Origin of the sequence: Thioclava sp. DLFJ4-1 (assembly GCF_002020145.1) — a bacterium.
Taxonomy (GTDB): domain Bacteria; phylum Pseudomonadota; class Alphaproteobacteria; order Rhodobacterales; family Rhodobacteraceae; genus Thioclava; species Thioclava sediminum.
The window spans coordinates 687,199-700,612 of record NZ_MPZT01000002.1 but is presented as its reverse complement, the minus strand read 5'-3'; the positions used below and the strand labels follow the sequence as shown (position 1 = coordinate 700,612).

At 66.1% G+C, this 13,414-nt stretch carries 14 protein-coding genes; 13 read left to right on the top strand and 1 reads right to left on the bottom strand.

The window, feature by feature from the left end:
- The first annotated feature begins 58 nt into the window (after positions 1-58).
- The 13 genes from BMI85_RS08535 (at position 59) to BMI85_RS08475 (ending at position 11,259) form a co-directional block, all read left to right on the top strand.
- On the top strand, positions 59-805 hold the full coding sequence (locus BMI85_RS08535) for an ABC transporter ATP-binding protein (RefSeq protein ID WP_246832521.1): 747 nt from the start codon (positions 59-61) through the stop codon (positions 803-805).
- Positions 780-1,394, top strand: coding sequence for an energy-coupling factor transporter transmembrane protein EcfT (locus tag BMI85_RS08530; RefSeq protein ID WP_078600734.1), 615 nt, complete (start codon positions 780-782; stop codon positions 1,392-1,394). The genes BMI85_RS08535 and BMI85_RS08530 overlap by 26 nt, the downstream gene beginning before the upstream one ends.
- A 1-nt stretch (position 1,395) precedes the next feature.
- Positions 1,396-1,941 carry a biotin transporter BioY gene (locus BMI85_RS08525; protein ID WP_078600732.1) on the top strand — a complete coding sequence of 182 codons (546 nt, stop codon included), beginning with the start codon at positions 1,396-1,398 and terminating at the stop codon, positions 1,939-1,941.
- 10 nt (positions 1,942-1,951) lie between these two features.
- On the top strand, positions 1,952-2,887 hold the full coding sequence (locus BMI85_RS08520; RefSeq protein ID WP_078600730.1) for an asparaginase: 936 nt from the start codon (positions 1,952-1,954) through the stop codon (positions 2,885-2,887).
- Positions 2,888-2,970: 83 nt separating this feature from the next.
- Positions 2,971-4,419 carry a DUF2252 family protein gene (locus BMI85_RS08515; protein WP_078600729.1) on the top strand — a complete coding sequence of 483 codons (1,449 nt, stop codon included), beginning with the start codon at positions 2,971-2,973 and terminating at the stop codon, positions 4,417-4,419.
- Positions 4,420-4,498: 79 nt separating this feature from the next.
- Positions 4,499-5,512: a LacI family DNA-binding transcriptional regulator gene (locus BMI85_RS08510; protein WP_078542372.1), complete on the top strand. Its 1,014-nt coding sequence runs from the start codon at positions 4,499-4,501 to the stop codon at positions 5,510-5,512.
- Positions 5,513-5,647: 135 nt separating this feature from the next.
- Positions 5,648-6,316, top strand: a complete 669-nt coding sequence (locus BMI85_RS08505) for an amino acid ABC transporter permease (RefSeq protein ID WP_078600727.1) — start codon at positions 5,648-5,650, stop codon at positions 6,314-6,316.
- Position 6,317: 1 nt separating this feature from the next.
- Complete coding sequence (locus tag BMI85_RS08500; RefSeq protein WP_078521256.1) at positions 6,318-6,974, top strand: amino acid ABC transporter permease; 657 nt, start codon at positions 6,318-6,320, stop codon at positions 6,972-6,974.
- 35 nt (positions 6,975-7,009) lie between these two features.
- Complete coding sequence (locus tag BMI85_RS08495; protein WP_078600725.1) at positions 7,010-7,837, top strand: transporter substrate-binding domain-containing protein; 828 nt, start codon at positions 7,010-7,012, stop codon at positions 7,835-7,837.
- Between the two features lie 59 nt (positions 7,838-7,896).
- Positions 7,897-8,640 carry an amino acid ABC transporter ATP-binding protein gene (locus BMI85_RS08490; RefSeq protein WP_078542369.1) on the top strand — a complete coding sequence of 248 codons (744 nt, stop codon included), beginning with the start codon at positions 7,897-7,899 and terminating at the stop codon, positions 8,638-8,640.
- The gene (locus tag BMI85_RS08485; RefSeq protein WP_078600723.1) at positions 8,637-9,587 is read left to right on the top strand and encodes an NAD(P)-dependent oxidoreductase; all 951 of its coding nucleotides are present in this window, start codon (positions 8,637-8,639) and stop codon (positions 9,585-9,587) included. The genes BMI85_RS08490 and BMI85_RS08485 overlap by 4 nt, the downstream gene beginning before the upstream one ends.
- A 12-nt stretch (positions 9,588-9,599) precedes the next feature.
- The gene (locus BMI85_RS08480) at positions 9,600-10,538 is read left to right on the top strand and encodes a sugar kinase (protein ID WP_246832520.1); all 939 of its coding nucleotides are present in this window, start codon (positions 9,600-9,602) and stop codon (positions 10,536-10,538) included.
- Positions 10,528-11,259, top strand: a complete 732-nt coding sequence (locus tag BMI85_RS08475) for a hypothetical protein (protein WP_078600721.1) — start codon at positions 10,528-10,530, stop codon at positions 11,257-11,259. Before BMI85_RS08480 ends, BMI85_RS08475 begins: the two co-directional genes overlap by 11 nt.
- Before the next feature lie 114 nt (positions 11,260-11,373).
- Here the strand turns inward: BMI85_RS08475 and tkt are convergent, their stop codons facing one another.
- On the bottom strand, positions 11,374-13,380 hold the full coding sequence (gene tkt / locus BMI85_RS08470; RefSeq protein WP_078600719.1) for a transketolase: 2,007 nt from the start codon (positions 13,378-13,380) through the stop codon (positions 11,374-11,376).
- Between the last annotated feature and the right edge of the window lie 34 nt (positions 13,381-13,414).

The following is a 13,414-nucleotide window of genomic DNA, read 5'->3' as shown; positions in this document are numbered from 1 at the left end:
CTTTCGCTATTTGCAGGGCGTCTGGAAACGCGGCGCGTCTGCGTATATGACCCGGCGCATGTCTGACGGTGCGACCCAAACCTCCGCGAGCCATATCGCGATCTCCGATCTCGGCCACGATCTTGACGGTCGCCCGGTGCTGGAGGGGATTTCGCTGGAGACCCGCGCCCGGCGCATCGGCGTGGTGGGGCGCAACGGGTCGGGCAAATCCACCCTCTCGCGACTGATGGCGGGGCTGATCGCGCCAAGCCGGGGCAGTTTGCGGATCAACGGTCACGATCTGGCCGCCGACCGGAAGGCAGCGCTGCGCGAGGTCGGTATCCTGTTCCAGAACCCCGATCATCAGATCATCTTCCCGACCGTGATCGAGGAGATTTCCTTCGGGCTGCGTCAGCAGGGGATGAAGAAGCCCGAGGCCGAGGCTACGGCCGATCGCACCCTGGAGCAGTTCGGCAAGGCGGCGTGGCGCGATGCCTATGTGACGACGCTCAGCCAAGGCCAGAAGCAGCTTCTGTGCCTGATGGCGGTGAGCGCGATGGCCCCGAACCTGTTGATCCTCGACGAGCCCTTCTCCGGCCTCGACATCCCGACCAAAGCGCAGCTGGGGCGGGCTCTGACGCTCTATCGCGGGACGCTGATGCAGGTCACGCACGACCCGCGCGAGCTGGAGCATTACGACGAAATCCTCTGGCTCGACCAAGGGCGGCTGCGGATGCATGGCGCGGCGCGCGAGGTGCTGCCCGTTTACGTCGAAGAGATGACCCGCGCGGGAGAGGCCGATGATATCGCTCAGCTCTCCCGTTAAGACAGCCGCCCATGACTGGCCTGCGGGTCTGAAGCTCGCAGCGCTCTGCGTGGCGACCGTGGGCCTGTTCTATATCGAGAGCCCCCTGATCCTTGCGGGCGTCGTCACGGCGATCCTGATCGCCTACACCTTGCCGGGCCGCGCCTTCCTGCGAGCGGGGCTGGCGGCGCTGAAACTGCTCTGGCCCTTCATCGTGATCGTCGCGATCTGGCAGGCGGTGATCGGCGAGCTGGTGCAGGGCGCGGTGATCGTGATGCGGATGGTCTCGGCCGTGGCGCTGGCGAACCTCGTGTCGATGACGACGCGGCTGAGTGATATGATCTCGGTCGTGCGCTGGCTGACGACACCGTTGCGCCGCTTCGGGCTGTCGACCGCTGCGCTGGAGATCGCAATCGCGCTGGTGATCCGCATGGTGCCGGTGCTGACCAACAAAGGGGGGCGCCTCACCGAGAGCTGGCGCGCCCGCGCCACCCGGCGGCCAAGCTGGCGGCTGGTGCTGCCCTTCACGCTTCTTGCGCTTGACGATGCCGACCATGTCGGCGATGCGCTACGGGCCCGGGGAGGGCTCACATCCGAGAGGGAGACTTGAGATGGAAAAGAATGTCGCGCTGATCGCGCTGTTTGCGGCCCTGATTGCAGTGCTCGCGCTGATCCCGAAAATCACGCTGGGCTTCGGGGTTCCGATCACGGCGCAGAGCCTTGGGATCATGCTGGCGGGCGCCGTGCTGGGATCGAAGCGCGGTGCGCTCGCGGTTCTGCTGTTCCTGCTTCTGGTGGCCGTGGGGCTGCCGCTGCTGGCCGGTGGTCGCGGCGGGCTTGGCGTCTTCTTCGGCCCGACGGGCGGCTTCCTGTTCAGCTGGCCGCTGGCGGCGTGGCTGACCGGCTTCATCGTCGAGAAGTGGCGCTCGGTGCCGCTGGGTGCCTCGGTCTTCGTGGGGGCGATCCTTGGCGGGATCGTGCTGTCCTACGCGATGGGGATCGTCGGGCTGTCGCTGGCACTCGGCAAGAGCCTGATCGAGAGCACCTCGCTGATGCTGGTCTTCATTCCGGGCGATCTGATCAAGGCGGCGGTCGTCGCGGCGCTCACCGTGTCGCTGGCGCGCGCCCGGCCCTCCAGCGTTCTGTCGCGCAACTGAGGGACGCGGCGTGGCGCTGCTGCTGATCCATACGGGCGGCACGATCGGCATGGTCGCCTCGGATGCGGGCTTCGTGCCGCAGCAGGGCGTGGTCGAGGAGTTCCTCGCCACCTTGCCCGAAGGGCGCGAGGTCGAGACCCTGCGCCTCGATCCGCTGATCGACAGCGCCAATGCCACGCCCGCCGACTGGGACCGGATCGCCGAGACCATCGCCGCGCATCACGACCACTACGACGGCGTGATCGTGACCCACGGCACCGATACGCTGGCCTATACGGCGGGGGCTTTGTGCTTCGCGCTCGAAGGGCTGGGCAAGCCGGTGATCGTGACCGGCTCTATGCTGCCGCTGTCGATCGAGGGCAATGACGGCGCGCGCAACCTGCGCGATGCGATCGCGGCGGCTGGGCATGCGCAGCCCGGCGTCTGGGTGCAATTCGCAGGGCGCCTGCTGCATGGTGCGCGGGTTCGCAAGAGCCATTCGCGCGCCTTCGACGCCTTTGCCGCCGATCCCTCCGACATCCCGCCCCGCCAGCCGGGGGAGCGCCTGACGCGCCGCCCGATCCGGACCGCCCGGATCGCCGTTCTGGCCGTGGCGCCGGGGGCGGAGGAGAGCATTCTCGAACATGCCGCCAAGACCTGCGACGGTCTGGTGCTGCGCTGCTACGGCTCTGGCACCGCGCCCGACACGCCCGGGGTGCGGGCGGCTCTTGCCACGGCGCAAGAGCGCGCGATCCCCGTCATCGCGGTCAGCCAATGCCCCGAAGGCGGCATGGCGCTTGGCACCTATGCGGCGGGGGCGGTGCTGCGCGATCACGGGGTGATCGACGGGCGCGACATGACGCCGGAGGCGGCCTATACCAAGCTTTCCCATGTCCTCTCGCTCGACGATCCGCAGGAGCGGGCGGCCCGCCTGTCCCGCGCGCTCTGCGGGGAATATACGCCCTGATCTTTGGTGCTCACGCTGGTTTTTCGGAACGTCTTCGCCCGCCTTTCCGTTAGGAGAGCGAACCCCGAAAAGGAGCACCTCCCATGGCCGAAGGCAACAACAAGCCGAAATCTTCCAATTCGAAAGCGCAAAGCCCGAAGCGGTCGCGCAAGGCCACCGGGGTCGCGCCCGTCGAACAGCTCCAGAGCCGGGTCGAGGCCTATCGCGAGCTTGCTGAGGCCTATGTGAAATACCCCTGCGTGATGCGTCCGGGCGACCTGACCGGGCTCGCGCGCCGCCTGCATGTGCGCTCGACGATCATCGAAGATCACGCGGTCCGCATCGACGAGAAGGCCGAGGGCGCGGGCGAGAAATTCGAGGAGCTGGCGGATTCGCTCTTCTCCTTCTTCCGCGGCACCTCGCTTCTGTTCCACCGCGACATGCTGGGCGAGGACGAGCGGATGCCGACGGTGCTGGCGCTCGGGGATGTTCATCCCGAGAATTTTGGGATCATGCCGAATGCCGATAACGTGCCGATCTTCGGCGTGAACGATTTCGACGACGTGCTTTACGGCCCCTTCACCTGGGATCTGAAGCGCGGGATCACGGGTTTCCTGATCGCGGCCAAGGAAGAGGGCGATCAGAAGAAAAAGCACCGCGAGAAGATCGTGCGAAAATTCGTCGAAGGCTATCGCGACGGGATGGAATTCTACGCCCGCCACGACAAGGAGGCGAGCCAGCAGATGCGCCCCGATAACAGCCCGAAGGTGATCCAGCGGATGTTCAAGAAGGCGCGTAAGAGCCGGAAGAAATGGCTCTGGGATCGCTATCTCAACGAGACCGGGCGGGGCTTCCGGGCGAATGACGAACTGACGCCGATCTCCAGCCGGATCTCGGAGTTCCAGGGCTACATCAATGACGTGGCCAAGCAGAACGGGATTGATCCGGGCGGTCGCGCGGGCGAGTTGAAGGTGAAGGATGTCTGCATCCGCCACGGGCAGGGCACCGCGTCGCTGGGTCTGCCGCGCTACTATTGCCTGATCGAAGGGCCGAGCAAGGATGCGAGCGACGATCTGATCATCGAGTTCAAGCGCGCCCGCCAATCCGCGCTGGAAGGCCTCGTGCCGGAGAATGATTTCGTCGCTGGCGACAAGGGCGACCGGATCGCGCATGGCCAGCGGGTTCATCTGGCGCAGGGCGATGTGTTCTACGGCAGCGTGGAGATCGACGAGATGAGCTTCATGTCGCGCGAGCGCGCGCCCTTCCGCGACGATATCGACCTCGACGATCTGTCGAAGAGCGGCTGGCGCGACTATGCCCACGCCTGCGGTCAGGCGCTGGCGCAGGCCCATGCGCGCTCTGACGATGCGGGCGAGCTGGACTACCGGATCGAACCGCGCATCATCGAGGCGATGCAGCCCTTCGACCTGTTCGTCGATGATCTGCTGTGTTTCGGGCGCGAGGCGGTCAAGCGGCTCAAGCGCGATCACAAGTTCTTCAAGATGGATCTGAAGCGCGGCGCCTTCGACATGACGCAGAAGCATTACCGCTAAGGTCTCGCGTCTGGGCAGCGGTCGGCGCGGCGAATCCGTCGTGCTTGCGTGATCGCCTTCGTGTCGTTACTCCGCGATTATGGCGGTCAAGCGTACGACATTGATGGATGTGGCGCGGGCGGCGGGCGTGTCCCGCGCGACCGCCTCTCTCGTCATTCGTGGCTCCGATCTGGTTGCGGACAAGACGCGCGAGAAGGTCGAGAAGGTCATTGCCGAGCTCGACTACGTGCCCAATAGCGGGGCAGCCCGACTGCGCGGCCAGAAAAGCCGCACGGTCGGCGTCATCATCCCGAACCTGGTGAACAGCTTCTTCTCGGAATTCGTCGAGGGGATCGAGGCCGAGCTGGACGAGCAGGGCTATCAGGTGATGCTCGCGAGCTCGCGCGATGATCCCGAGCGGCAGTCGGGGTTGCTGCGCCGGTTGCGCGAGCACGATGCCGAAGGGATCATTCTCTTTCCCGCCGAAGGGACCGAGCCGGACACGATAGAGAAACTGGTCGCAGCAGGCGTGCCGCTGGTGCAGGCGATGCGCCATGTCGGGCGCGATCTGAGCGATTTCGCGGGGTCCGACCACGGCCTCGCGGTGCGGCTGAGCGTGCGGCATCTGCGCGATCTCGGCCACCGGCGGATTTCTTTTGTCTCGCTCGCCGGGAAGGTGTCGACGCGTGAAGAACGTCTCGGGGCCTTCGAAGAGGAGTTGCGCGCGCAGGGGCTCGTCAATGCCGGGGTGATCGACGTGCCGCTGGAATGGGATGGCTCGCCGCAATCCGCCGCGATGCTGATGGCGCTGGAGCCGCGCCCGACCGCCGCGATCTGCTTCAACGATATTCTCGCCTCGGGTCTGCTGCGGGGGCTGTTCGACCTCGGCCTGATGCCGGGGCGCGACCTCTCGGTGGTGGGGCACGACAACCTGTCCTTCATCGATCTCGGCGCGCCGCCGCGCCTGACGACGGTGCAGGTCTTTCCGCGCCAGATCGGGGCGGCCTCGGCCAAGCTGCTGCTGCGGCGGATCAAGGACCCGAGCGCAGAGCTCAAATCCGAGATCGTGACGCCCCGCCTGCGGGTGCGCGACACCACCGGCCCCGTCGACTGATACCCAATAAAGACCATCACGCATCCGTGATTTGCGACTCAGGATTTAGATCGTTCTAATTGGATCGATCTAAAAATGCATATGTCCGATCGTTGAGGAGCGGAGGGGCATGTGGTTACACGCAGGGGAGGCGACGTGTATCACTTCAATTTCACGCCCGTATTCGAGAATTTCGACCTGCTGCTCTATGGCGCATGGTTGACCATCCGCCTGTCTTTCGCGGCGATGATCCTGGGGCTGATCGTGTCGGTTCTGGGGGCTGCCGCGCGCACCTCGCATTCCAAGGTGCTGCACGCGATTGTCGGCGCCTATGTCGAGATCATCCGCAACACGCCTTTCCTCGTACAGATCTTCTTTCTGTATTTCGGGCTGCCCGCGATCGGGATCTCGCTCGATCCCAATGTCGCGGCGCTGATAGCGCTGGTGATCAATGTCGGCGCCTACGGGACCGAGATCACGCGTGCCGGCATCGAATCCGTGCCCCATGGCCAGATCGAGGCAGGGCGCGCGCTGGGGCTCGGACCGATCCAGATTTTCCGCTACGTGATCCTGAAACCGGCGCTGCGCAACGTCTATCCGGCGATGACGAGCCAGTTCATCTACCTGATGCTGACCTCGTCCGTGGTCTCGACGATCTCGGCGAACGATCTGGCCTCCATCGGCGCGGATCTGAACGCCAAGACCTTCGCCAGCTTCGAGATCTACCTCGTCGTGACCGGCATCTACCTCGTCCTTTCGCTGCTGTTCTCGGGCCTCTTCAAGCTCATCCAGAACGCCGTATTCAACTATCCTGCGAGCCGCTGACATGATCCGCCAATTCGGACCCTCCGACATCCTGTTCATCATCGAGGCCGTACGCTGGACGCTTCTGCTTTCGGCCATCGCTTTCATCGGCGGCGCAATTGGTGGGCTGTTCGTAGCACTCGCGCGCAGCTCTGGCTCGAAAGCGCTGCGCCGGATCAGCGCCGGGTTCATCCGCATCTTCCAGGGCACGCCGCTCCTGATGCAGCTGTTCCTGTTCTATTTCGGCCTGACCGTGCTGAACCTGCCGATCAACCCGCTTCTGGCTGCGGCGATCGCGCTGACCTTCCATGCCAGCGCCTATCTGGGCGAGATCTGGCGCGGCTCGATCGAAGCGGTGCCGTCCGGGCAGACCGAGGCCGCGACCGCGCTGTCGCTGAGCTATCGCGACCGGATGCAGCATGTGGTTCTGCCGCAGGCGGCGCGGATCGCCGTGGCCCCGACCGTCGGCTTCCTCGTGCAGCTGATCAAGGGCACCTCGCTGACCTCGATCATCGGCTTCACCGAGCTGACTCGCGCCGGTCAGATCGTCAACAACGCGACCTTCGACCCGTTCGTCGTCTTCGGGCTGGTGGCCGCGATCTACTTCATCATCTGCTGGCCGCTGTCGCTGTATGCGCGCCGGTTGGAAGGGCGGATGCGCCTCGCATTCACCCGCTGATTTTTCACCCGCTTCAGGTTTAGGAGGAGTAATCCATGAAGTTTCTCAAGACAGTTGCAACGGCGGCCCTGACGGTCGGCGCATTGATGGCAGGCCACGCGCAGGCCACCACGCTCGATCAGGTCGAGAAGGCCGGCGTGCTCAAGGTCGGCATGCTCGTCGATTTCCCGCCCTTCGGTCTGATGGGCACCAGCGGCAAGCCGGAAGGCTATGACGCCGATACCGCCAAGGCGCTCGCCGATTACCTCGGCACCAAGATCGAGATCGTGCCGGTGACCGGCCCGAACCGCATCCCCTACCTGCTCTCGGGGCAGGTCGATGTGCTGGTTGCTTCGCTGGGCATCACGCCCGAGCGCGCCAAGCGGGTCGATTTCTCGCGCCCCTATGCCGGGATCGAGATCATGGTCTACGGCAAGAAGGACGAGAAGGTCTCCAAGCCGGCTGATCTGTCGGGCGAGTCGGTCGGCGTCGTGCGCGCCTCGACGCAGGATGCGGGCGTCACCAAGGTCGCCCCCGATGACGCCACGATCCGCCGCTTCGACGACGACGCGGGCGCGGTTCAAGCGCTGCTTTCGGGTCAGGTGCCGCTGATCGGCGTGTCGAACGTCGTGGCAGCCCAGATCGAGAAGGCCGCGCCGGGTCGCTTCGACGAGAAGTTCCCGCTCTCGAGCCAGGTTCAGGGCATCGCGGTCGAGCCGGGCGCAGACAAGCTTCTGGCGAAGATCAACGCGTTCGTCGGTTCCGCGATGAAAGACGGCACGATGGACAAGATCTCCGAGCAGTGGCTCGCGACGGACATCCCCGATTTCGTCCGCAACGGCTCGGCTGAGGAAGCCGCGACGCCGAAAACGGCCACGAACTGATCTCACTTCATATCCGGCGCAGCCCCCGCGCTGCGCCGGATCACCCTACAAGGCATCCCATGACACAAGCACAGCAGCCCGCCGTCGAGATGCGCGGCGTCACCAAGTTCTTCGGTGCGTTTCAGGCGCTGAAGTCGATCGATCTGACGGTCGAACAAGGCGAGCGGATCGTGGTCTGCGGTCCGTCCGGCTCCGGCAAATCGACCCTGATCCGCACGCTTAACCAGCTCGAAGAGATTCAGGACGGCAAGATCACCGTCGATGGGATCGAATTGACGGCTGGCGGCGAGAACGTCGCCAAGGTGCGTCGCGATGTCGGGATGGTCTTCCAGCAATTCAACCTGTTCCCGCATCTGACTGTTCTGCAGAACTGCACGCTCGCTCCGCTTAAAACGGGACGTGCGGATAAGGCCACGGCAGAGGCGACCGCGCGCAAATATCTGGAGCGCGTGAAGATCCCGGAGCAGGCCGACAAGTTTCCCGCCCAACTCTCCGGCGGCCAGCAGCAGCGGGTCGCGATTGCGCGAGCGCTCTGCATGGAGCCGCGGATCATGCTGTTCGACGAGCCGACCTCGGCGCTCGATCCCGAGATGGTCAAGGAAGTGCTCGACACAATGATCGATCTGGCCCGCGAAGGCATGACGATGCTCTGCGTGACTCACGAAATGGATTTCGCCCGCGCCGTTGCCGACCGCGTGATCTTCATGGAGCAGGGCGCGATCATCGAAGAGGGGCCGCCGGCGGAGTTCTTCGGCAATCCGAAATCCGAGCGGCTGCGCAACTTCCTGGGGCAGATCTCATGAAGGACGAGGCCAAATCGAACCCGTCGATCCTCGCGCTGATCGAGTTGAAGCCCGCCGACATGATGGAGGCGTTCTGCGCCGAGCATCCGGTCACCCGCGATGCAGAGGCCCGCGACGGCATCGAGGTCGTGCTGACCAGCGGCGCGCGCGGTCTCTCGGGCGAGGAGATCTCCGAATTTCCCGACCTGCGCCTGATCGCGGTCAATGGCGTTGGAACCGATGCGGTCGATCTGGATGCGGCGGCCACGCGCGGCATCCATGTGACGACGACGCCGGATGTGCTGTCGGAGGCGGTGGCTGAACTGGCACTGGGTCTTGCGATTTCGGTGCGGCGCCGGATCGGCGAGGGCGAGCGGTTGCTGCGCTCCGGCGGATGGTCGAACGGGCAGAAACCCCGGCTGGGTCAGGCGCTGACCGGATGCCGGGCGGGTGTCCTCGGCTATGGCCGGATCGGGCGGGCGCTGGCGGATATGCTCCGCGCGCTGGGGGTCGAGGTGATCTACCATGCCCGCAAGCCCCATGATGACGCCCCCGAGGCATGGCGCCCCGACGCCCGGACGCTGGCCGCCGAAAGCGATGTCCTGTTCGTCACGCTCTCAGCCACGCCCGAGACGCGGTATATCGTCGATGCGCCGGTGCTCGAGGCGCTCGGCTCCGAGGGCACTCTGGTCAATGTCGCGCGCGGCTCGGTCGTCGACAGCGCAGCGCTGGCGGCGGCCTTGCATGGCGGCACGCTGGGCTCTGCCGCGCTCGATGTGTTCGAGGTTGAACCTGTCGCGCCCGATGGGGCGGAAGACGGTCTTCTGCGCGCGCCCAATACGCTCTTCACGCCGCATATCGCCTCGGCGACGAACGAGGCGCGGCGCGCGATGGCGGAGCTGGTGATCGCCAATATCGACGCCTATCTGGCCGGAAGCCCGCTTCCGAGCCCGGTAACGCCTGCCTGACCGGAGCCTTACATGCTGGACTTTCTCTGCATCGGCGAGCCTCTCGCCGAATTCACCAACGATCCCGCAACGCCCGATCTGTTCCATCGTCGCCTCGGCGGCGACACGCTCAACGCGGCGATCTATCTCGCGCGGCTCCGGCCCGATCTGCGGGTCGGCTATCTCTCGCGGCTGGGCGAAGACGGGATGAGCCGCTGGATGCGCGAGACGATTGCGCAGGAGGGTGTCGAGATCGAGGCTATCGGGGCCGAGGCCAATGGCAGCCCGGGGCTGAGCTTCATCGCCACCGATGCCACGGGCGAGCGCAGCTTCACCTATTGGCGCGATCAGGCGCCTGCGCGCCGGATGTTCGGCGCCGACGGGACTGAGGTCGCGGCGCTCGGTCAGGCGCGCGTTCTGCTGTTCTCCGGTATCACTCTGGCGATCCTTCCCGAGGAGGCGCGCGCGCGGCTGCTGGCGGAGCTCGATGCTCTGCGCCAGCGTGGCGTCACGGTCGCCTATGACACGAATTACCGCCCGCGGCTCTGGCGCGACCGGGCCGAGGCGGCGGAGTGGACGGAGCGCGCCTTGGCGGTGACGAGCCTCGCGTTGCCCTCGCTCGACGATCTGGCTGCGCTTTGGGAAGAGGTCGACCCCGAGGCGGTCATGAAGCGCTGCGAGACACATGCGCCGGGAGCAATCGTGCTGACGACGGGGGGCGGTGCTGTGCTGGCGCGCGACGCATCGGGTGCGGCGCTGCGGGTTGCGCTGCCCGAGCCCGTTGCGGCCGTCGACACCACCGCTGCGGGCGACAGTTTCGACGCCGCGCTTCTCTCCGCCCTGCAACGCGGCAAGCCGTTGGAGGCGGCAATTCTCGATGGCGCACGGCTTGCAAGCTGCGTCGTCCGTTATCCCGGCGCGATTATCCCGCGCGACGCTATGAAAGAAGAGGTTGCACATCATGCAGCGTGACCAAATCGCAAGCGCAGCAGAAGCTCTGGCCGCCGCGAATGACGGCGAGACGCTCGATGCGCTGACCCCGCTCCCGGAAAGTCCGGCGGAGGCCTATGCGGTGCAGGCCGAAAGCCTGCGCCATCTCGGTCCGGTGGGCGGCTGGAAACACGCGCTTCTGGGCGGGCGCGACCTGTCCTGCGCACCGGTTCTGGACCGAGCGATCCACCCGACGGGGACGACCCTCGCCGTCGCGCCCCATGCCCGGCTCGAGCTGGAGATCGCGGTGCGACTGCGCGCCGATATTTCGCCCAAGGCCAAGCCCGCCGAGATTTTGGATGCGATCGGCAGCGTTCATGTCGCCTTCGAGGTGCTGCAGTCGCGCTTCACCGCGCTCGAAAAACAGCCGCCGCTGGCGCAGATGGCGGACCGGTTCTCGAACCAGGCGATCGTTTTGGGCGACGAGGTCCCTGATTGGCAGAGCCGCGATCTGACGCGCCTGCCGCTTGTGATCGGCACGCCTTCCGATCCGCCCACGATGGCCGCGGGCATGTCGCTCTCCGAGATCGTGTGCTTCCTCAGCTTCCTCGCCGAGCGAGCCGCCGTCATCGGGCCGGGGCTGCTGGCGGAGCATTGCATCGTCACCGGCGCGCGCATCGGCCCGCAACCTCTGCCCGCGGGCGCGGAGGTGCGTGGCGGGCTCGAGGGCTGTCAGGTTTCGATGACCACGCGGGCGCTCTGAAAGCCCAAGCACGCTGTGGTTTGTCGGCGGCAAAAAAGCCAGCCGCCGGGGATCGAGCGCGGCCTCAACGGCTGAAGAAAAAGCGCGGGCCCGTCGCTCAGGCCCGCGCCAACTTTAGCCCGCGATCAGCGCCTTGGCGCGCGCAACGATCGCATCTTTGGTGATGCCGAACTCGGCATAGAGCCGCTCTGCCGGGGCGGACGCACCAAAGCCCGGCATGCCGATCACATCCGCCTCGCGCGCGACGTAGCGGGTCCAACCGAAGGCCGACGCGGCCTCGACCGCGATCCTCGGCGCGGTGCCGAGAACTTCGGCGCGGTAGTCCTCGGACTGCGCGTCGAACAACTCCCAACTTGGCATCGAGACCACAGCGACATTGACGCCGTCCGCATGCAGTGCCTCTGCGGCTTCGACGGCCAGCGACACCTCGGTCCCCGTCGCGAGAAGCGTTACATCGCGGCCCTCCCCGAAGGAGCGGATCACATAGGCACCGCGCGCGGTCAGGTTCTCATCCCCCGCGCCGCGCAGCTGCGGCACCCCTTGTCGCGACAGCGCCAGCAAAGACGGCGTGCCCGTCGACCGGATCGCGATATCCCACGCCTCCAGCGTCTCCACCGCATCCGCGGGGCGGAACACGTTGAGGTTCGGGATCGCGCGCAGCGAGGCCAGATGTTCGACCGGCTGGTGCGTGGGGCCGTCCTCGCCCAGCCCGATGGAGTCGTGGGTCATCACATAGGTGACGCCAAGCCCCATCAGGGCCGACAGGCGGATCGCGTTGCGCGCGTAATCGGAGAACACGAGGAACGTGCCGCCATAGGGTTTGAAGCCGCCATGCAGCGCGAGACCGTTCATTGCCGCCGCCATGCCGAACTCGCGCACGCCGTAGCCGATGTAGCGGCCCGGTTTGGCGGCGGTATAGGACGAGTCGACCGCAGCGACGCGGGTCAGGTTGGAGCCGGTGAGATCGGCGCTGCCGCCGATCATCGCGGGCACCGCCTTGGCGAGATGCTCCAGCGCGATCCGCGAGGCTTTGCGGGTTGCGACCGATTGCGGTTTCTCGAACAGCTCGGCACGCGCAGCCTCGACGGCGGCGGTGTAGCCTTCGGGCAGCTTGCCCTCGACGCGGGCGGTGAATTCGGCAGCCTTGCCCGAGGCGGCGAGGGCGTCTTCCCATTCCGCACGGGCTTGCGTGCCGCGGGCTCCGATGGCGGCCCAGGCTGCAGCGAGGTTCTCGGGGATATCGAACGGCGCGGCGTCCCAACCGAGCGCCTGCTTGGCCAGCGCGCCTTCCTCGTCCCCGAGCGGGGCGCCATGCGCCTTCGCCGTGCCCGCCCGGTTCGGCGAGCCGAAGCCGATCACCGTCTTCATCGCGATCAAGCTGGGACGCGCGGTCTCGGCCTTCGCGGCCGCCATCGCCTCGTCGAGCGCCTTGGCGTCATGCCCGTCGCAGCGGATCACATGCCAGCCACAGGCCGCAAGCCGCGCTGGGACATCTTCCGAGAAGGACACCGAGGTCGGCCCGTCAATGGTGATGTCATTGTCGTCGTAAAGCAGGTTGAGCTTGCCCAGCCCGAGATGCCCCGCAAGCGAGATCGCTTCTTGCCCGATCCCTTCCTGCAGGCAGCCGTCGCCCAGCATCACCCACGTGCGGTGATCGACGAGGCCGGGGAACTCGGCGGCCAGCGCGCGCTCGGCCAGTGCCATGCCGACGGCGGTCGCCAATCCCTGACCCAGCGGGCCGGTCGTCGTCTCGACACCCTTCGCATGGCCCCATTCCGGGTGGCCTGCGGTGATCGACCCCCACTGCCGGAAATTGCGAATCTGGTCGCGCGTCATGTCTTCGTAGCCGGTCAGATGCAGCAACCCGTAAAGCAGCATCGACGCATGGCCGTTGGACAGAACGAAACGGTCGCGATCGGGCCAGTCGGGGGCCGAGGCGTCGAATTTCAGATGGTTGCGAAACAGCACGGTGGCCGCGTCGGCCATGCCCATCGGCGCACCGGGATGGCCGGAATTGGCAGCATTCACCGCATCGATGGCCAACGCCCGCAGGCAATTGGCGAGGGCAAAGTTTTCAGGGTCGATAGCAGCTTTGGCCGCGACTTGAGCGTGATCGAGCATGGGATCCTCCTATGCCGCGAACGCTAGCAGCGGT